23 protein-coding genes are annotated in these 20,039 nt (G+C 39.3%); 4 read left to right on the plus strand and 19 right to left on the minus strand.

Translation table 11 applies throughout. The annotated features are described in order from the left end of the window. Window positions 1-62: 62 nt before the first annotated feature. From thiD to H6A27_RS04920, 4 genes are all read left to right on the plus strand, one after another. Window positions 63-896, plus strand: coding sequence for a bifunctional hydroxymethylpyrimidine kinase/phosphomethylpyrimidine kinase (thiD, locus tag H6A27_RS04905; RefSeq protein WP_204507915.1), 834 nt, complete (start codon window positions 63-65; stop codon window positions 894-896). A gap of 59 nt (window positions 897-955) precedes the next feature. Further along, window positions 956-1,843: an ACP S-malonyltransferase gene (gene fabD / locus H6A27_RS04910; RefSeq protein ID WP_204404874.1), complete on the plus strand. Its 888-nt coding sequence runs from the start codon at window positions 956-958 to the stop codon at window positions 1,841-1,843. Window positions 1,844-1,926: 83 nt separating this feature from the next. Then, window positions 1,927-3,627 (plus strand): alpha-amylase family protein, encoded by a 1,701-nt coding sequence (locus H6A27_RS04915; protein WP_204507916.1) that lies wholly within the window; start codon window positions 1,927-1,929, stop codon window positions 3,625-3,627. A 31-nt stretch (window positions 3,628-3,658) separates the two neighbouring features. Continuing rightward, window positions 3,659-4,045, plus strand: a complete 387-nt coding sequence (locus H6A27_RS04920; RefSeq protein WP_204393974.1) for a hypothetical protein — start codon at window positions 3,659-3,661, stop codon at window positions 4,043-4,045. A gap of 60 nt (window positions 4,046-4,105) precedes the next feature. Here the strand turns inward: H6A27_RS04920 and H6A27_RS04925 are convergent, their stop codons facing one another. The 19 genes from H6A27_RS04925 to H6A27_RS05015 form a co-directional block, all read right to left on the minus strand. Then, a complete protein-coding gene (locus H6A27_RS04925) occupies window positions 4,106-5,242 on the minus strand; it encodes a universal stress protein (protein ID WP_204507917.1) in 1,137 nt (378 codons plus the stop codon). Window positions 5,243-5,334: 92 nt separating this feature from the next. Further along, on the minus strand, window positions 5,335-5,589 hold the full coding sequence (locus tag H6A27_RS04930) for a DNA-binding protein (protein ID WP_204404897.1): 255 nt from the start codon (window positions 5,587-5,589) through the stop codon (window positions 5,335-5,337). A gap of 140 nt (window positions 5,590-5,729) precedes the next feature. Next, window positions 5,730-6,440, minus strand: a complete 711-nt coding sequence (locus H6A27_RS04935; RefSeq protein ID WP_204404877.1) for a phosphatase PAP2 family protein — start codon at window positions 6,438-6,440, stop codon at window positions 5,730-5,732. A gap of 21 nt (window positions 6,441-6,461) precedes the next feature. Continuing rightward, a complete protein-coding gene (locus H6A27_RS04940; RefSeq protein WP_204404878.1) occupies window positions 6,462-7,211 on the minus strand; it encodes a tetratricopeptide repeat protein in 750 nt (249 codons plus the stop codon). 23 nt (window positions 7,212-7,234) lie between these two features. Further along, window positions 7,235-9,073, minus strand: coding sequence for a BatD family protein (locus H6A27_RS04945; protein ID WP_204404898.1), 1,839 nt, complete (start codon window positions 9,071-9,073; stop codon window positions 7,235-7,237). Between the two features lie 59 nt (window positions 9,074-9,132). Further along, window positions 9,133-9,834, minus strand: a complete 702-nt coding sequence (locus tag H6A27_RS04950) for a tetratricopeptide repeat protein (protein ID WP_204507918.1) — start codon at window positions 9,832-9,834, stop codon at window positions 9,133-9,135. Between the two features lie 3 nt (window positions 9,835-9,837). Then, on the minus strand, window positions 9,838-10,863 hold the full coding sequence (locus H6A27_RS04955; protein WP_204404880.1) for a vWA domain-containing protein: 1,026 nt from the start codon (window positions 10,861-10,863) through the stop codon (window positions 9,838-9,840). Window positions 10,864-10,875: 12 nt separating this feature from the next. Next, entirely contained in the window at window positions 10,876-11,874 is a 999-nt protein-coding gene (locus H6A27_RS04960; protein WP_204404881.1) for a vWA domain-containing protein, read from the minus strand. A gap of 19 nt (window positions 11,875-11,893) precedes the next feature. Continuing rightward, on the minus strand, window positions 11,894-12,997 hold the full coding sequence (locus H6A27_RS04965; protein WP_239469574.1) for a BatD family protein: 1,104 nt from the start codon (window positions 12,995-12,997) through the stop codon (window positions 11,894-11,896). Window positions 12,998-13,004: 7 nt separating this feature from the next. After that, the gene (locus H6A27_RS04970) at window positions 13,005-13,874 is read right to left on the minus strand and encodes a DUF58 domain-containing protein (protein WP_204404882.1); all 870 of its coding nucleotides are present in this window, start codon (window positions 13,872-13,874) and stop codon (window positions 13,005-13,007) included. A gap of 22 nt (window positions 13,875-13,896) precedes the next feature. Continuing rightward, window positions 13,897-14,892: an AAA family ATPase gene (locus tag H6A27_RS04975; protein WP_204404883.1), complete on the minus strand. Its 996-nt coding sequence runs from the start codon at window positions 14,890-14,892 to the stop codon at window positions 13,897-13,899. Window positions 14,893-15,153: 261 nt separating this feature from the next. After that, window positions 15,154-16,104, minus strand: coding sequence for an HU family DNA-binding protein (locus H6A27_RS04980; protein WP_204507919.1), 951 nt, complete (start codon window positions 16,102-16,104; stop codon window positions 15,154-15,156). Between the two features lie 3 nt (window positions 16,105-16,107). Continuing rightward, complete coding sequence (locus H6A27_RS04985; RefSeq protein ID WP_204507920.1) at window positions 16,108-16,395, minus strand: HU family DNA-binding protein; 288 nt, start codon at window positions 16,393-16,395, stop codon at window positions 16,108-16,110. Further along, on the minus strand, window positions 16,392-17,693 hold the full coding sequence (gene rimO, locus H6A27_RS04990; protein WP_204507921.1) for a 30S ribosomal protein S12 methylthiotransferase RimO: 1,302 nt from the start codon (window positions 17,691-17,693) through the stop codon (window positions 16,392-16,394). The genes H6A27_RS04985 and rimO overlap by 4 nt, the downstream gene beginning before the upstream one ends. Continuing rightward, window positions 17,694-18,656, minus strand: a complete 963-nt coding sequence (gene ftsY / locus H6A27_RS04995; protein ID WP_204404887.1) for a signal recognition particle-docking protein FtsY — start codon at window positions 18,654-18,656, stop codon at window positions 17,694-17,696. 122 nt (window positions 18,657-18,778) lie between these two features. Continuing rightward, window positions 18,779-18,934: a DUF4295 domain-containing protein gene (locus tag H6A27_RS05000; RefSeq protein WP_005841293.1), complete on the minus strand. Its 156-nt coding sequence runs from the start codon at window positions 18,932-18,934 to the stop codon at window positions 18,779-18,781. 12 nt (window positions 18,935-18,946) lie between these two features. Further along, a complete protein-coding gene (gene rpmG, locus H6A27_RS05005) occupies window positions 18,947-19,135 on the minus strand; it encodes a 50S ribosomal protein L33 (RefSeq protein ID WP_154042552.1) in 189 nt (62 codons plus the stop codon). A gap of 19 nt (window positions 19,136-19,154) precedes the next feature. Then, on the minus strand, window positions 19,155-19,415 hold the full coding sequence (rpmB, locus tag H6A27_RS05010) for a 50S ribosomal protein L28 (protein ID WP_154042551.1): 261 nt from the start codon (window positions 19,413-19,415) through the stop codon (window positions 19,155-19,157). A gap of 99 nt (window positions 19,416-19,514) precedes the next feature. After that, the gene (locus H6A27_RS05015) at window positions 19,515-20,021 is read right to left on the minus strand and encodes a CinA family protein (protein ID WP_204507922.1); all 507 of its coding nucleotides are present in this window, start codon (window positions 20,019-20,021) and stop codon (window positions 19,515-19,517) included. Window positions 20,022-20,039 lie beyond the last annotated feature (18 nt).

A 20,039-nucleotide genomic window follows, 5' to 3' on the forward strand; every position in this document is an offset into this window, starting at 1 on the left:
TGCATTATTTGTTTGAATGAAATAATTCCTAACTTTGCCTTAAATATATTATAATGTAAAAGATGAAAAAATATCATACCGTACTCACTATTGCCGGCTCAGACTGTAGCGGTGGAGCTGGAATACAGGCCGACATTAAAACCATATCAGCATTAGGATGTTACGCCGCCAGCGCTATAACAGCAGTAACTGTTCAGAACACGTGTGGAGTATCAGCAATACATCCTATTCCGGCAGAATATGTAAAATCTCAGATTGAGGCTGTTATGACCGACATAAAGCCAGAAGCTGTAAAAATAGGAATGATAAACGATGTTGAAATAGTCAGAGCCATAGCTTCTTCCATAAAAACATATCGGCCAAAGTTTGTGGTATTCGACCCCGTAATGGTCTCCACAAGCGGATGCAAACTTATCGAAGACAAAGCTATCGAGGCTATCAAAAATGAACTTATACCTCTATCAACCATAATCACTCCAAATCTGAAAGAGGCAATAGTACTCACAGGCGATAATATCAGCCATGCAGGTTCGATGATTGAGGCAGGCAGAAAAATATTGAATTATGGATGCCATTCTGTACTGGTAAAAGGTGGGCATCTGGATGGTGACGATATGTGTGACGTATTGTGCATAAATGGCGACAGCAATCCTTATACGTTCACAGCACGGAAAATAGACAGCCATAACACACACGGTACAGGATGTACATTATCATCGGCCATAGCCACCAACCTCGCATTGGGATATACACTTCAGGAAGCTGTAAACAGAGCCAAGGAATATGTGTATAAAGGCATATTGACCGGTAAAGATATACATATAGGTAACGGACACGGGCCTTTAAATCACTTCCATACGCCCGTTCCTATGCACATTTTCGCTGAAAACGAGTAGTTATATGAAAACAATCATTAACTTTGCAGCACTATCAATAATTTTTAAATAGAAAAATCATGAAAGCATTTGTATTTCCTGGACAGGGTGCCCAGTTTGTAGGAATGGGTAAAGACCTGTACGAAAATTCGGCTTTGGCCAAAGAACTTTTTGAAAAAGCTAACGATATTTTAGGTTACAGAATCACTGATATTATGTTCGAAGGTACAGACGAAGACCTTCGCCAGACAAAAGTTACACAGCCTGCAGTGTTCCTGCACTCTGTGATTTCTGCCCTTTGCATGGGTGAGGCATTCAAGCCTGAAATGACAGCCGGACACTCACTCGGAGAATTCTCTGCTCTTGTTGCAGCCGGTGCGCTATCATTCGAAGACGGATTGAAACTTGTATATGCGCGTGCTATGGCTATGCAGAAAGCTTGCGAGGCAAAACCTTCAACAATGGCAGCTATCATCGCTTTGCCTGACGAAAAGGTAGAAGAAATCTGTGCTAAAGTAGCAAGCGAAGGTGAAGTGTGTGTAGCAGCCAACTACAACTGTCCAGGACAGATTGTTATCTCAGGTTCAATTGAAGGCATAAACAAAGCATGCGAACTTATGAAAGAAGCAGGCGCAAAACGTGCGCTTCCTCTGAAAGTTGGTGGAGCATTCCACTCACCTCTTATGGATCCGGCAAAAGTGGAATTGGAATCGGCTATAAATGCTACAGAATTCCATACTCCAAAATGTCCTGTTTACCAGAACGTTGACGCAAAGCCATATACAGACCCTGCACAGATTAAAGCTAACCTTGTAGCGCAGTTGACCGCTTCAGTAAGATGGACACAGACTGTCCAGAATATGATTGCTGACGGAGCAGACGAATTTATCGAATGCGGACCTGGAGCCGTACTTCAAGGACTAATAAAGAAAATAAACAAGGAAGCTAACGCTCACGGCATTGAATAATCAAAACATACAGACAGGACACGTATCAATCCTTTCGGAAGGTACGTGTCTTCTTTTTTTTTAAACTTTAAAATTGCGACTCTATGAATCCTGAAGAAAAAATCATCATTTATCAAGTCTTTACACGTTTATTCGGCAATCAGAACCTCACGAGGAAGACCAACGGAAGCATAGATGAAAACGGATGTGGAAAGTTGGATTACTTCACCGAACAGGCACTTTCTGAAATAAAAGAACTTGGAGTTACTCACATCTGGTACACAGGAATTATAGCTCATGCCACCCAAACAGACTATACCAAGTACGGAATCAACAAAGATCATCCGGCAGTAGTTAAAGGAAAAGCCGGTTCGCCTTATGCAATTAAAGACTATTACGACATCGATCCGGACCTGGCTGTAAATGTTGATAAAAGAATGGAAGAGTTCGAAGCTCTTGTAAACCGTACCCATAATGCCGGAATGAAGATGATAATCGATTTTGTTCCTAATCACGTGGCACGCCAATATAAGTCTTTGGCCAAACCGGACGGAGTAAAAGACCTGGGAGAGGAGGATGACACAACCGTATCATTCTGCCCAAACAATAATTTCTACTACATACCAGGAGAAGAGCTGAAGGGAAATATCGACCTTTACGACACAGAAGGCGGCAAATACACAGAATTTCCTGCAAAAGCAACAGGAAACAACAAATTCGACGCATGGCCAAACAGAAACGACTGGTATGAAACAGTGAAACTGAACTATGGTGTTGACTATTTCAACAATACCGGATGTCATTTCTCCCCTATTCCCGATACATGGACAAAAATGAAAGACATTCTTCTGTTCTGGGCTGACAAAAACATCGATGGTTTCAGATGCGATATGGCAGAAATGGTTCCATGCGAATTCTGGGGATGGGCTATACCTCAAGTAAAAGAAAAATATCCTGACATAATATTCATCGCCGAGGTTTATAATCCTCAGGAATACAGAAATTATATCCATAACGGACATTTCGACTATTTATACGACAAGGTTGGTCTGTACGATACTCTTAGAGCCGTTATCTGCAATAATGCATCAGCTACCAGCATAACAGGATGTTGGCAAAGCGTGAACGACATTCAGAGTCACATGCTCAACTTCCTTGAAAATCATGACGAGCAACGAATCGCATCCGATTTCTTTGCGGGAAATCCTCACAAAGCCTTCCCTGCAATGATTATCTCTGCATGCATGAATACTAACCCGGTAATGATATACTTCGGTCAGGAACTTGGCGAAAGCGGAATGGACTGTGAGGGATTCAGCGGAAGAGACGGCAGAACTACTATTTTCGACTATTGGAGCATAGACAGCATTAGACGCTGGACAAACCATGGAAGATATAACACCCATCTGCTGAACACAAAAGAAAAAGCCATCAGAAACTTCTACAGGACATTGCTGAATATATGTAATGAGGAGAAATGTATATCCCGCGGACAATTTTTCGACCTTATGTATGCAAACATTAACGGATGGCAAATGGACGAGCACAAACAGTATGCCTTCTTGAGACAATGTGAGGATGAAGCCCTGCTCATTGCGGTAAACTTTGGCGATATGAACATGAGAGCAGCCATAAACATCCCTAAGCATGCATTTGATTATCTTTCAATGCCTGAGATGGAAAACATTAAGGTGAAAGATCTGGTCAGCGGTAAAGAAGAGAAAATAAACTTTACTTCAACAAAACCCGTTGGAATTGACCTACCGGCAAATAACGGTAAGATTTTAAAGATAAAATTGAAGTAAAAAAAGACTGTTTCTACATTTATACATTACAATGATAAAACAGGATTATATAATAAGAATGATACAGGAGATAATCTCTATGATTGTCACTGCCATCATAAAAAAGAAAAGACTTGACAACAAAGAGTTGGAGAAATATGAATACAATACGCATGAGATGCTAGGAGTAAGTCCGAAAGAGCTCATGGACATAAGCACTGATGAAATTATATCACAATATTCAACATCAGAAAACGGAATGGATAAAATTGAACTGATAGCAGTCAGCCTTTTACTGTTCTCGGAAGAAACAGCCAATGACCAGCTGTTGCTGAAATCAAGGCTGAAACAGAACGGATTATTCCTGCTGAAGTATCTGCAACAAAACAGTAATTCATATTCAATCCAACGCGAAATGCTTATGAAAATGATTTCATAATATAAGCGGTAGTTTCACACCACAGAATGGAACTACCGCTTTTTTCTATACTACAAATATTTATTTGATGATCAGAATCGGTGTACGTGAGTGGAATATCATTTTCTTTGCAATACTTGGGTTGAACAAACGTGCAAAGACGTTTCTCTTATAGTTGGATACGCATAGCACATCAATATTCTCTTCCCGTACATAATCATCCAGATTATTGAAGAAACTGTCCTCAGTAACCAGACTGTAATTAATCTTCAAATCAGGATATTGCTTGTGGAAATACTCCTTTATTCCAGAAAGCTTAATCTCATTCCATGTACGTCTTTCTTCATTGGAATTGAGATGTATGAAATAAATCTCAAAATTATAATCCTTGAAAGTGGTAATCAAAGAATCGAATGCAATCAAGTCACGCTGATCGAAGTTTGTAATAAACGCCACTTTATTGATTTCCTTGAAATTAATCAGTTTGGCTTCCTCCGGAATGGAATATACAAACACAGGGCTACGCTCAATAACTTCGGCAGTAACACTTCCCATAAGACCATATTCTGTCATGTTCTCACCACGTGTTCCCATAACAATCATCAAAGGTGATTCTTCGCGCGCGTATGCCAGAATTTCCTCTTCAGGAATACCTTCACGTAACAGACATGTGTATTTCACAGCCGGTATCTCACCGTCAGCAATAAGCTTATCTATTGTAGCCGTCAATTCATTCAGACGTTCATGAACATTATCCAACATACTCTTTATACCCAATTCAGCCTCATACGGCATACCATATCCCTCTGTGGCATATTGCAGGCTCGGCATATATACCGGACTGAAATATACATGCATAAGCACAACTTCCACCTTAATCTGTGCCGCAAAATTCAAACCAAACTTACATGCCTTTAATGAGTTGGCTGAAAAATCCACAGGTATGAGTATAGCAGGTTTCTTACGTTCATTTTCTGTTTCCTTTACATGTTCTTTCACCACATCCTCAGCCAGCCATGCAGAACTTTCTATTATGCTTAAAGCATGTGGTAAATCGCTTTCCTTAATTCGTATTCTTACTCCGGATGATATTACAGGCTGAATCAGATTTACATTATGGATATACGCCTCAATACCTTCATTTTCCAATACATTTTTAAGTATCTGAGCTTTTGAATAAGTCAAGATAGCAAGTGTGACAAGTCTTTCCTCTTCCATAATTACATAGATTTAAGTTAGAAATAAAACAAAAATAGCTATAATAGTCATTTCGAATAAAATAATCCAACAACTATTATAGCTATTTCAAATTACATACCAGTTTCTTCCTTGAGAATATCAAGTGCCTTTTCCAAAACCGTAGTATCATCAAGCATTACCAAACCTCCATCCGGTCCTGGTTCAAGGTGAATACCTACGCATTTACCGTCTTTAAAGTTCTGTCCTCCAAAAAAGTTTCTGACTGTTTCTACTGATATATTTAATTCATCGGCAATGCGATGCATACTTCCTTCCGGTAACGAGTCTTTAATGTTTCTTAGTTCATTAAAAGTAATAGTTCTTATCATAGTAATCTGTATTTTTAGAATTAGACAATATGTTTTTTATCTCGATGATAAATATAAATAATATTTGTATGACAGACAAGAAAAATGTACACTTTTTATATAAATGTGCAAATTTTATCTCATAGTGACTACCATTTCTAAAAATATAGAGATTTGGCAACAATCATTCCATAGATTACAGCAAACATATACGTAAGTAACAGAACCAATACAACGACATCTATACTTTTCACATCATATCCGCTTGCGGTATATTGTGTGGAAATTAATCTTGGTTTCGGAAGAAATCTGTTGGAAATGAAATAATATAGGAAATAAATTATTACTCCCGACAAGAGACCGTCCAACATACCGAAAAACACATCACCCGGATAATGTACACCGAGATAAACGCGAGAATATGTAGGAATCAAAGCCCACAGGAACATCATAAAAGCAAGTTTTCCATTCTTTACAAGCAACGATATAAACATAGCCACAGCAAATGTATTTGCAGCATGACTTGATATAAAGCCGTACAAGCCTCCTGCCCTGTAATTGTTCACAGTATCTACCATATACATGAATTCAGGGTCTTTGGTAGGACGAAAACGTTCGAAAAGTGGTTTGCAAATTCCTGAAGAAGTCTGGTCAGCAAGTGTAATAACCAAGCCTATCATTAATAATATCAACATTCCCTGTTGAAACTTATTATTCTTGAAAATAACATACAGCAATGCAATAGCTGCAGGAATCCATGTCTTGGTATTAGTTACTATATACATAAAGCCATCCCAGAATATTGAATCGCTACCATTGAGTTTCATCAATATCAGTTTGTCCAATTCTATTAATTGCTGTATGTCCATATCAATAATTATTACTTGATTTTAAATCACTTCAATACTCTCAGTGGGAACCCATCCTCTATTTCCGTCTTCAAGGCTGACTTCTTTCCATCCCTTCATTGTATTGTCGTTAATATACACTTTTGTACCTTCATGAAGGACAAACAGATCAGTACCGCTTTCGTTAGGAGTACTTTTTACTGTAACTGTAGGTTGCATAACTATTGCTCCTGTACGGTTGACAAGTTTATCCTTTTGAGCGTCGGCAAACAAATTACCTATAATAGTAAAAACCAGGAATACGACTGCCATAGAGAAACCTATTTTCTTCAGAACCACCTTATTACCGAAGATGTAAGTCGAAATTCCCAACAAGAACAGTATAAAACAAGCTATAGCAAACACACTCCAAGACGACTCGCTCATGATATCTCTCAAAGTATTTACCCATGTAACAATGAAGACCTCACTTTTAGGAGTGACTTTATCTATTGTCTTGCTCTTTGCCATCTCAAGATTATACCTGATATCATCATCACCAGGCGAAAGGAGCAATGCACGCTCATAATTAAGAACAGCCTTTGCTATGCTCTTATCCTTGTAATAACTGTTACCCAGATTATAATATACATCTGCCGATTCTTGTCCGGCACTCAGAATAGACTCATACTTTTCAATAGCAGTCTTAAAATCATTTTCCTGATAAGCTTTATCCGCCTCTTCCTTCACTGAAGCATTAGCTGTATAAACGGTACCTACCAGAAGCAATATAAAAACATACACTTTATTCATAAAATATATTTCTCCTATATGTTTTAACGTTTAATACTGTTTTCCATTTTGCTTATCACCTCAACAGATGCTGAATATACTTTATCCATAGTCTCATTCTGATTACCTGGTGCATATCTCGCAAATTCACATTCGGACAACACATTGATAAATTCTTTTATAAGCTCTTCCGATACGTTCTGTTTTGAAAGCTCAGCTTCAATGTTGTCTCTTGACAGTTTCGATACAGGAATATTCAGCTTGTCACTGATATAACCCCACAATGCTTTCAGCACCTCATCATAGAATTCGTTGACCTTATTTTCAGAAAGTAACTTACCGGCCAGTTTCATACGTTTGGTCGCAACCTTGTTTGCCTTTTTGGTTTTTACCTTTGCAACATTAGCATTTTCCATAGCCTGTTTTCTGTATATCACAACAAACACAACAAACAATACGAATGGAATGATATACCACAAATAATAAGCGGTAGTAGCGAAGAAATAATATCCCTTCTGTTTCAATGCAGTATCACCGGTCTTAATGAACAGGATGTCAGTTCCAAGAACCTTTACATTTTCCTTATTGGTAAAGTCGGCTATTACCTGCTGGTTAGAAGCGCTTCCATCACCTTTAGCCACCTTCAGGTTATATGCATCACCCTTTAAAGTCTTATAATCTCCGGACTTGATATCAAAATACTTGAACTCAACGGCAGGTATTGTGAAATCGCCGGCATGACGCGGAATTGCAAGATACTCTATAGTCTTGGTTCCACTAAGTCCATTTGAAGTAAGCTCAAAATTATCTTCAATTTTAGGATCATAAATCTCGAAGTCATGAGGGAAATTAATTTCTGGAGCACTGACAAGCTTCATATTTCCAGTACCACTAATGGTAAGTTTAACTGTAACAGCCTCATTAGCTTTAAGCTCTGTAGCACTTATCTCAGATTTCATAGAGAATGTTCCGACACCACCCGAATAACCTTCAGGTTTAGCAGGAAGCGGATCGACATTGATTACAATCTTTGGGGCTACAATTTTCTTGTTCACCTCCACATAGCCACCACCATTGAAAAATGCCTCAAACGGATCGTCAGACACAGCGACTCTCTGAGCCACAACTGCATCAAACGTTACAGCAGGAATCTCAAGACGTCCTGACTTTTGAGGGAAAATAACATACTGTCTGTAAACTACGGTATTATAGTTTCTTCCTTTATAATGTTCAAGCTTAAATGTCTTCTGGGTAGGCAATTCAACTTCCTGCACATAGAATCCCTGCTGGTCAGGCATCTTACCAAGCAGTTGTCGCAAATCGACAGTAGTATAAGCTTTATATGTCACTAATATAGCTTCTTGTTCGTGTACTTTGGTCTTACTTGCCGTAGCCAGGACAAACAGATCATTGTCGGATATCTTACCATTTGATTTCTGATTTCTCGAAGATATTCCGCTATTGCCCTGACTTTGGTTAGAATCGCTCTGCTCCTTATCCTTTGGCAACACCTTTATCGTAAGCGGATTAGAAAAGATTTTCTTACCATCCACTTCAATACTCGCAGCAGGAATGTTGAATGTACCCTCGGAAACAGCCATCAATATATATGTATAAGTAATCGAACGGCTTGAAGATACTTTACCATTAATAATCTGAGTACTGCTCTGTTGCGAACGGCTCGGCCCCATAAGGACATCGAAGCCTTTTGCCTGTGGAGCAAGAAAATCCTTCACATCCTGCGAATTTACAGTATATGTAAGTCTGAACTGATCGCCATTTACCACTACTTCAGGAGCCGACGCCTTCAATGTCACCTCGTCTTTGGCAAACATTTGCAGTGATACGGTAATCATCAATATCAAGAAAAGATATTTTCTCATCATTATAAAATTTATTTTTTCCACTTATTAATATATCAATAGAAATTCAGTTACAGGATTTACCAGTCTTTCTCAAGTTTCTTTCCACTTACTTGCATCTGTTTTTTCACCTTATCCTGTACATCTTTTTCGTCCTGCATAGCAGCCCTGAGCAACTGTTCGGCATTTTCTTTCGACATTTCATCCTTATTTTGTTGCTGCTGTTGCTGATTTTGGTTCTGCTGTTGCTGCTGTTCCTGTTGTTCTTTATTCTGGTCCTTCTCGTCCTGTTTCTGATCCTGCTTTTTATCCTGTTGCTGGTCCTGATTTTGCTGCTGTTGCTGCTGGTCCTTCAACTGTTTTTGTGCAAGTACAAGATTATATCGGGTTTCATTATCTTTAGGATTATTACGCAACGCTTCCTTGTATGCCTCAATACATTGTGGCAACTGCTTTGACGATTGCAGAATAACTCCCATATTGTGATATATATGAGCCAATTTTTCTTTATCTTTCTCCAAACGGGCTGCGGCTTCATACTGTTCCATCGCTTCCTTTGCCTTTTGTTGCATCAAAAGCGAATTTCCAAGATTATACATCACGTCAGACGATTTGGGATTGATTTCAAGTGCCTTTCTGTAATCCACTTCAGCTTTTACAAACAAACTGTCATTATACAGTTTATTTCCGCTTCGAAGATAATCCCTGTCGGTTTTCTGTGAATAAGCCGCTCCGGAAACCATAATCACCAATCCACAAACATATAATTTTCTACACCACATAAATCAATCCTGTTTAAAAAGTTTCACATTCTTAAATATCGGATTTTTCCTGTTCAGCAACATTACATCTGCTGCAAGCAGAATCAATGCAATCCATGCCAACACGTCAAACTGCTCATCAAACTCTGTATATACCTGTGTTTCAACGTCAGCCTTAGCCAACTTATTTATTTCGGCATTAAGAGCTCTTTCGGCATTGTTAGTGTTATCCACTCGTACATACATACCGTCTCCGGCTTTCGCTATTTCCTGACACATCTGCTCGTTAAGTCTTGTAACAACTACATTACCATCCTTATCACGACGGAAATCATTACTTCCTTCGACAGGTATCGGCGAACCGTCAGGCGATCCAACGCCAAGAACAAAAACTCTGACACCCTTCTCTGCCGCGCTCTTTGCTGCTTCAACAGCCCCACCTTCATGGTTTTCACCATCAGTAATAAGCACAATAGCTCTTCCAACTCCTTCGTTAGGCGTGAAACTTTTCATTGCCAAATCAATGGCTCCACGAATGTCAGTACCCTGCGTAGTTATAAGCGAAGGCGAGATTGTCTCAAGAAACATCTTTGCTGATATATAATCACTTGTTATTGGCAACTGGGTATATGCTTCACCGGCAAAAACTATCATTGCGACTTTATCATTATTGAATGTTTCAACCAGTCGCGAAACCAGTTTCTTTGATTTTTCCAGACGGCTTGGAGTCACATCTTCTGCCATCATTGAGTTTGAAATATCAAGAGCCACAACAGTCTCAACTCCCTGACGCTTTACAGTCTCCATCTTTGAGCCAAACTGCGGACGAGCAAGCATGAATATTACCATCGCGAGAGCTACAGTAACAATCCAGAATTTTATGTCAGGTCTATACTTCGAAACATTTGGCATCAGATGCGCCATAAGTTCAGGATCGCCATATTGACGCAACCTCTTCCTCCTTCTGTAGTTGGTATATAAATAAAATATCACCAAAAAGGGGATAATCAGCAATAAATATAAATATATCGGTTCTCCAAATCTAAACATGGCTAATAACTTTTAAGGTATTTTCTTCAAAACCGTATTACGTAAAATCAACTCAAGCAGGATACACAAAAATGCCACGAGAGCAAATATTTCGTACTCTTCTTCTCTTTTGCTGAATTCCTTTACATTAAGTTTTGTTTTCTCTAACTTATCTATCTCCTGATACACTTCCTTCAACTTCGAGTTGCTTGTTGCTCTGAAATAGTTACCGTTAGTTTCGGCTGCTATTTGTGTCAAAGTCTGTTCATCAATTTCCACAGGAGTCTGGATATACTGTACTCCGGCGTATGTCTGCATAGGATATGGCGCTGTGCCGTTTGTTCCCACCCCAATAGTATATACCCTGATACCGAATTGCTTAGCTATTTCTGCGGCAGTCAATGGAGAAAGTTCTCCACGGTTATTCACACCATCAGTAAGCAATATCACAACTTTTGATTTAGCCTTACTGTCTTTTAATCTGGTAACCGCATTCGCAAGACCCATTCCTATAGCTGTACCGTCTTCTATCATTCCACGGTAAATCATTTCACAGCTTACACTACTGAATAAGTTAAGCAGAACACCATGGTCAACTGTCAACGGACATTGAGTAAACGCTTCACCAGCAAATATCGTAAGACCTATATTATCGTTAGGTCTTCCATTTATAAACTCAGCAGCCACCTGTTTGGCAGCTTCCAGTCTGTTAGGCTTCAAATCCTCCGCCAACATACTGGTAGAAATATCCATAGCCAACATAATATCGATACCCTCAATCTCAGTATTCTGCCAATTATCTGTAGTTTGAGGTCTGGCAAGCACCAATACTATCATAACGAACGTACATAACCGAAGCAGAAAAGGAGCATGAATCAAATATACTTTCCAACTTTTGGGCGCATTCTGATACATACGCGTTGTAGATACCTGAAGAGTAGCTTCTGTTTTCTTCCTGCGCATCACATACCACAATATATAAGGTACGAGCAAAATCAGTAAAAACAGATATTCAATATTAGCAAAAATCATATTTTCATTAATTTAAGCGTTAAAAGAAGAGGTCAATAATACACTTCACTCCTACATACAAAGCAATTGCCGCTCCAACGCCTGTCAGTCCTATACTGCACATCAAGGCTATACGACCTTGTTTTGAACGTTTCTCTTCCACTTTTATTTCCGTAGGCTCTTTCTTGGCATTAGGATCTTCCTCAATCTTTGTTTCATTGATGAAGTCCACTGCATTGACAAGATTCATATCGTTTTCGTTCATCATAGGCGCATGTTTTGCAAACTTCACCAAATCGGCTGTTTCGAAAAGGTATTTCAAATCTTTAAGCGATTCTTTATCCTTTACTTGCAACAGATGTTCTATAATTTCAGTCGAAGTCATCTCCAACGCATTGAACCCGAAACGGTCCTTGATGTATGTACGTATGACATCTGTAAGTTCAGTGTAATACAACTTCGGATCTTCTCTCTGGACATTCTTGTTAGCCTTGATTTCTTCAATATGCTTCATCGCCTCCTGATGTGGCGGCAGCTTAGGCTCAATCTTTATTATTCTGATTATAGGTTTATTATTTCTAAATCTGACAATAAAGAACACACAGGCTGCCCCCAATAGCAACATTATGATGAAAGCATAAACCATTGTATCTATATCCTGCCATTCGATAGGGACATCAACAACGGTTTTAGGTCCGAAGAACTGATCAGGATGTAGAGTATCCACAGGTATGGAATATACCTTAAGGGCTAAAGACTCCGAACGATATTTTTCGTCATCAACCATAACTTCCAACGGCGGGAGATAATACAGAGCCGAGTCAAACGAAGTAACAGTATATTCCTGACTAATAACCCACCTTTTATTATCATTAAGTTTCTGTGTATCAGGTCTGGCAATATCCAACACTTCAACGCCTCTCACCAATGTGTCATTAATAACAGGCAATTGCAGTTTCCTATTGGCATCCATACTTACTTCCAGATGTATCTTGGTCTGCTCGCCAACAAGTAGTTGCAACGAGTCGATACTTGCCCTTACAGTGACCTGCTGTGCGCCAACCGGTGAACCGGCAAGAGTGAAAGCCACAAAAGACAAAGAGCCAAATATCAACTTTCCATAATTTAACAATATCTTCTTCATCTGATTATCAGTTTCTTTTAGCAAACAAATTCAGCAATGCTCTGACATAATCCTGATCTGTACGTACAGACACAGAATCCACGTTACACAGATTAAACGTATCATTAAGTTTTTTCTGACGTTCCATCCACCATTCATGATGAGCTTTTCTCAACGATTTTGATGAAGTGTCAATCCACTCCTCATGTCCGGTCTCGGCATCACGCACAAGCATCAGACCAACATCCGGCAATTCTTCCATGCGTCTGTCGTACACCTGAACAGCAACTACATCATGTTTTCTGTTTGCTACGGTCAACGCATTCTTGAAATCATTGTCATCAATAAAATCGCTCAACATAAATGCCGTACAACGCTTCTTCAATACATTCGTAAGATATTCAATTGCGCATTGCAGATTTGTACGCGAACTTTCCGGTTTAAAATCCAACAATTCACGTATGATATACAGAATATGTTTACGTCCTTTTTTAGGCGGAATAAACTTCTCTATTTTGTCTGAGAAGAATATCACGCCAATTTTGTCGTTATTCTGGATAGCGGAGAATGCTATAGTTGCCGCAATCTCCGTAACCATATCTTTTTTCATCTGCTTAGATGTACCGAAATCAAGACTGTTCGACACATCCACAAGCAACATAACTGTCAGTTCACGCTCTTCCTCGAACACCTTTACGAATGGTTTGTCAAAGCGTGCCGTTACATTCCAGTCAATGTCTCGCACATCATCGCCATACTGATACTCTCTCACTTCGGAGAAAGCCATACCCCTGCCTTTGAAGGCTGAATGATACTGTCCGGCAAAAATATTGCTTGACAGTCCACGGGTTTTAATTTCTATCTGGCGTACACGCTTTAATAATTCAGTAGTTTCCATTCTTCAAATAAAGGTTTTCTGATTAAGGCACTTCAACTTTGTTAAGTATCTTGCTTACAATCTCGTCCGAAGTGACATTCGTAGCTTCAGCCTCGTATGTCAGACCGATACGATGACGCAATACATCGTGAGCCACAGCACGGACATCTTCAGGGATAACATATCCTCTGCGTTTGATAAACGCATAACTGCGTGCGGCAAGAGCCAGATTGATTGACGCACGAGGAGAACCTCCGAAACCGATAAGACTCTTAAGTTCCTTCAAATCATACTTTTCAGGATAACGTGTCGCGAAAACGATATCGGCAATATATTGTTCAATCTTTTCGTCAAGATAAACCTGTCTCACAACTTTACGGGCTTCCATTATATCTTCAGCTTTCAGCAACGGTTTGATTTCAACCTTTTCTCCTGAAATATTCTGACGGATAATCTTCTTTTCCTCTTCTATCTTAGGATAATCTATAATCACCTTCAGCATAAAACGGTCCACCTGTGCTTCAGGCAGCGGATAAGTACCTTCCTGTTCGATAGGGTTCTGTGTCGCCATAACAAGGAAAGGCTCAGGCAAACGGAAAGTTTCCTTGCTCAATGTCACCTGACGTTCCTGCATGGCTTCAAGCAAAGCACTCTGTACCTTTGCCGGAGCACGGTTAATTTCATCTGCCAACACAAAGTTTGCGAAGATAGGTCCTTTTTTAGCGATAAACTGTTCATCCTTCTGACTGTAAATCATAGTACCGATAACATCGGCAGGCAACAAGTCAGGAGTAAACTGCACACGACTATATTTAGAATCAATAAGCGATGCCATAGTTTTGATAGCCAATGTTTTGGCCAATCCTGGCACACCTTCCAGCAATATATGTCCATCTGCCAGCAAGCCTATCAGCAATGATTCAACCAAATGTTTCTGTCCCACAATAACCTGATCCATACCTGTCATCAGGTTAGTCACAAACGCGCTTTGGCGTTCAATCAATTCGTTCAATGCACGAATATCAATAGCTTCTGCCATAATTTCTTGATTATTTTATTAATTTCATTTTTATATTTCAATACTATCAACAAGGATAAATCCTTTTTTAGTGCACCCAAAATTACGTTTTTAAGTTAACAGCCACAACTAATATTTATTAAAAAATCATACAAACATATCTATTTAAGTCTTTTTTATCTTATTCCGACGAATTTAAAATCAAATAGTAAATATAAAACAAAAAGACAGCATCAATATGGATAATTATCCATACGATACTGTCTCAATTATTATATAATCCTATTGTGCTGGAACAAGCTTGGGTATGCGCAGCACAGTACCTATAGGCACATTATTAGGATCTTTAATATTGTCTTTATTGTACATTACAATATATGGCCACAACTTTTTATTCCTGAAATATTTATAAGCCACTTTCGATAATGTACTTCCATTTTTTATTGTAAAAGTATCCAATGTTCCGCTAATCTTATACACAACCTCATCTGACAGGTATTCTATTTCATCAGCATCGTCTGTAGCCGCCGTAATAATAGAATCAATAACCTTTTTATGAACCGTTAAAGTATCATCAGCCTTCTTATCAGTTACTTCAATTGTATCTTCAGATACAACAGCAGTATCTCCAGTAGCAACTGGTAAAGGCTCTTCTTCGGCCAGCAAAGGAACATTTTCATCCACAGGATCAACATTCCTATCAGAAAATACTCCCCACATTATTCCTCCACCGATAATTACACCGACAAAAAGTACTGCTGCAAGCATATACCAGGAAACCAACCATTTACGTTCCTTTCCTTCAGTCTCATTATCAAATACAGACAAAGGCTTTTCTTCAATTGCGACGGATACTGTTTGCTCTTCTTCAATCAAATCAGGCTCAGAGTCGGTATGGGATGTAGAATCACTACCCTCAGACGATGAAATCTCATCTATATCACTGAAACTTACACCATCATTCAGCTCTACAGGCCCAAAATGAGAGAACGGTTTATTCACATTATCCCTCAATGATGCATCAGGAATAAAAACCACTTTACTCCCATTACCAGGAAGCACTATTAATTTAAATGTTCCAAGCCCCTTAACCTTAACATATTTATCTCTTTTCAGACCTTCCTCAATCAGAGACAAAAAGCTACAGACAAATGCGTCGGCATCTGTCTGTTCTATATTAAGTTTAGCTGCCAATATAGCCGCAATATTCTCTATCGTAAGTTTCTCATCCATTGATTAACTGTTAAGCGCTGAATTGATTCTTTCCTTCAACATGGAAGAAGGTCTGAAACCTACGACCAATTTTGGCGGGAACAAAACACGTTTCCCTGTCGATGAGTTCACTTCAATCCTCTCCATTTTCTTTTTCACCTCAAAGATACCGAATCCCTGCAGCGAAACATCCTTACCATCCTGTAAACCAGAAGAAATAATATCAGATACACATGACAAAAAATGTGAAGCAGATTTTTCATCTCCACCTATTTTTGCCGACAACGCATCTATAAATTCCTTCTCACTCATTCTGCAATCCTCCCATAAAGATCGAAATCGTCAGCATCTTCTATCAATACATTATAGAAATGACCTTCCTTCAATTTCTTTCCGTCAATTTTTATCAGTACTTCCGGATCCACCTCAGGAGAATCGAACTCGGTACGACCTACATAATATTCACCCTCTTTTCTGTCAATCATCACCTTGAAAGTCTGTCCAATTTTCATACGGCTCAATTCTCCGGATATTTCCTGCTGTAAAGCCATAAGCTCGTCCAGTCTCTTCTGCTTCACATCCTGAGGAATATCATCATCATAATTCTCAGCTGAATAAGTACCTTCCTCCTCAGAATAAGCAAAAGCTCCCATACGGTCGAATTTGGCGATCTTGACAAACTCCTTGAGTTGTTCGAAATCCTCTTCAGTCTCTCCAGGATGGCCAACCATCAGAGTAGTACGCAAATGTATTCCCGGAACTTCTTTGCGGAATTCTTCAATAAGTTTGTAAGTTTCATCTTTCGTCACATGCCTTCTCATCCTTGACAACATGTTGTCGCTGATATGCTGGAGAGCGATGTCCATATACTTGCATACATTGTCATTATCTCTCATCACCTTAAACAGCTCTCTCGGGAATTTTGCAGGATAAGCGTAATGCAGACGTATCCATTCCACTCCTGGAATCTTTGCCATCTTATCAATGAGATCCGGCAACATTTGTTTCTTATACAAGTCAACACCATAGTATGTAAGTTCCTGGGCAATAACCTGAAACTCTTTCACACCCTCGGACACAAGAAGCCTCACCTCATCCAATATTTCCTCCATCGGTCTTGACACATGACGGCCCGTTATGATAGGAATAGCACAATAAGAGCATTTCCTGTCACAACCTTCCGAAATTTTCAGATAAGCATAATGTTTAGGAGTAGTAAGATGTCTTTCGATAGCAAATTCCGAATGATAAGCCTTACCCAAATCCTCAAGCAGTTCATTCCAGTTGAACTTACCGTAAAACTTGTCAACCTGGGGAATTTCCACCTTCAGTTCGTTTAGATAACGTTCGGACAGGCAGCCCATAACATAAAGTTTCTTGAGTTTTCCCTCTTCTTTTGCCTGGCAAAACTCCAAAATCATATTAATAGACTCTTCCTTTGCGTCACCAATAAATCCGCAAGTATTAATCACCGCTATCTCTCCTTGAGGTTTTTCAGCGTCATGCGTCACCTTATAACCGTTAGCTTCAAGCTGACGCATCAGCTTTTCCGAATCCACCAGGTTCTTGGAACATCCAAGAGTAATAATATCAATAGTATTTTTTTTCATTTATTTTTCTTCCGAGCCAAACAACGAATCAACGAACTCACGACGGCGGAACACCTGCAAGTCCTCAATACCTTCACCAAGACCAATATATTTTACAGGAATTTTGAACTGGTCAGAAATACCAATCACCACACCACCTTTAGCCGTGCCGTCAAGCTTTGTAATAGCCATAGCATTTACTTCTGTAGCAAGTGTAAACTGCTTGGCCTGTTCGAAAGCGTTCTGTCCTGTAGAACCGTCAAGCACCAACAGCACCTCGTGAGGAGCATCAGGCACTACTTTCTTCATCACGTTCTTTATTTTAGTAAGCTCATTCATCAGCCCTACCTTATTGTGCAGACGTCCGGCAGTATCAATTATAACCACATCAGCATCGTTAGCCACAGCAGAACTAAGAGTATCAAAAGCAACAGAAGCAGGATCGGCTCCCATTTTTTGTTTAACGACAGGCACACCTACACGTTCGCCCCAGATGTCCAACTGTTCCACAGCCGCAGCGCGGAATGTATCGGCAGCGCCCAAATACACTTTATTTCCCGCTTTCTTGAATTGGTATGCAAGTTTACCGATCGTAGTTGTCTTGCCTACTCCGTTCACTCCCACCACCATTATTACGTATGGTTTCTTACCTTCAGGCAATGTAAAGTCTTCTGCGTCAACAGTATTGTTTTCCGTCAGAAGAGCAGCTATTTCCTCCCTAAGAATATTGTTCAGTTCCTGGGTATTGACATATTTATCCTTTGCCACCCTTGTTTCAATGCGCTTGATGATGTTCAAAGTAGTTTCCACACCCACGTCCGAAGTGACCAGTACCTCTTCAAGGTTGTCAAGCACTTCATCGTCCACCTTCGATTTTCCGGCAACGGCACGTGCTATTTTTCCGAAGACACTTTCTTTAGTTTTAGACAATCCCTTGTCCAGAGTTTCCTTCTTTTCTTTAGAGAAAAAGCTAAAAATTCCCATACTTATACATTTATCTATTTATGTTACAAAGATATAACTAATTTCTTAGATATAAAAAAAGTTCCCGCCGTTATTATTGGCGGGAACTTTCAAAATATCATTTAATAGCCATCAAGCTACAATTATTTTTTGAAGAAGTCCTGAACTTTTTCGTTAGGAACCATTTGTTCATCGAAGATGTAGGCACCAGTCTTAGGTGACTTAACCATCTTGATAACCTTAGTATAAGAACGTCCTTCTTTACCTGTCTGAAGGGTTGCGACTGTTTTCTTTGCCATGGTCTTCTATTATTATTTAATTTCTTTATGTACTGTTACTCTCTTCAAGATTGGGTTGTATTTCTTAAGTTCCAATCTTTCAGTTGTATTCTTTCTATTTTTTGTAGTGATATAGCGAGAAGTTCCCGGCAAACCACTTTCCTTCATTTCTGTGCACTCAAGGATTACCTGTACTCTGTTACCTTTAGCTTTCTTAGCCATAGTTTTTCTCTCCTTTTAATTAACCAATAATTTTGATACTCTTCCAATCACAGTAACCGTTAGCTACAGCTTCGTTCAACGCAGCATCCAGTCCCTTCTTGTTAATAACTCTCAAGCCGTTAGCGCAAATGTTCAGGCTAATCCAGCAATCTTGTTCTACATAGTAGAATTTCTTAGTAAACAAGTTCACATCAAATGTTCTTTTAGTTCTTCTCTTTGAGTGTGAAACGTTGTTGCCAATCATGGCTTTCTTTCCGGTAATTTGACAAATTTTTGACATTTCTATCTAGTTTTTATAGTTTCAATTCGTTCATTCTTTAAAACGGAGTGCAAAGTAAGCGTTTTTATTTCAAACATGCAAACTTTTGAATAATAAATTCTATTTTTCCTCGTTATTTTCTTTATTTTGGGACAATTCACGTAATAAATACAGCGCTCTTATGGTTGCATTGTGGACATTTTGCTCTCTTCCGTTGTCTTCACAAACTTTTTCGGTAACCACACTATCTTTATTACCAGCCGCAATCCACACAGTACCTATAGGTTTGTCTGGAGTACCCCCGGTAGGACCTGCGATACCGGATGTTGCGACAGCGAAATCAGCATTAAAAGCCTTAATCGCTCCTTTCACCATTTCTATTACAGTTTCCTCGCTCACGGCACCGAATTTTTCAAGGGTCTCGGCGCTTACCCCTAATAAATTCTGTTTAGCTTCGTTAGAATAAGCCACAATTCCCCCTTTATAGAATTTGGAACTTCCCGGTATTGCAGTCAGAGTTGCAGCAATATTTCCTGCAGTACAACTTTCTGCTGTAGCAAGCGAATATTCCTCTCTCCAGAAAATTTCGCTTATATGTTTACTTAACATTTTACCTTCTACTGACATAGTATCATATATTTATAT

Origin of the sequence: Bacteroides caecigallinarum, assembly GCF_016902295.1 — a bacterium.
Classification (GTDB): domain Bacteria; phylum Bacteroidota; class Bacteroidia; order Bacteroidales; family Bacteroidaceae; genus Phocaeicola; species Phocaeicola caecigallinarum_A.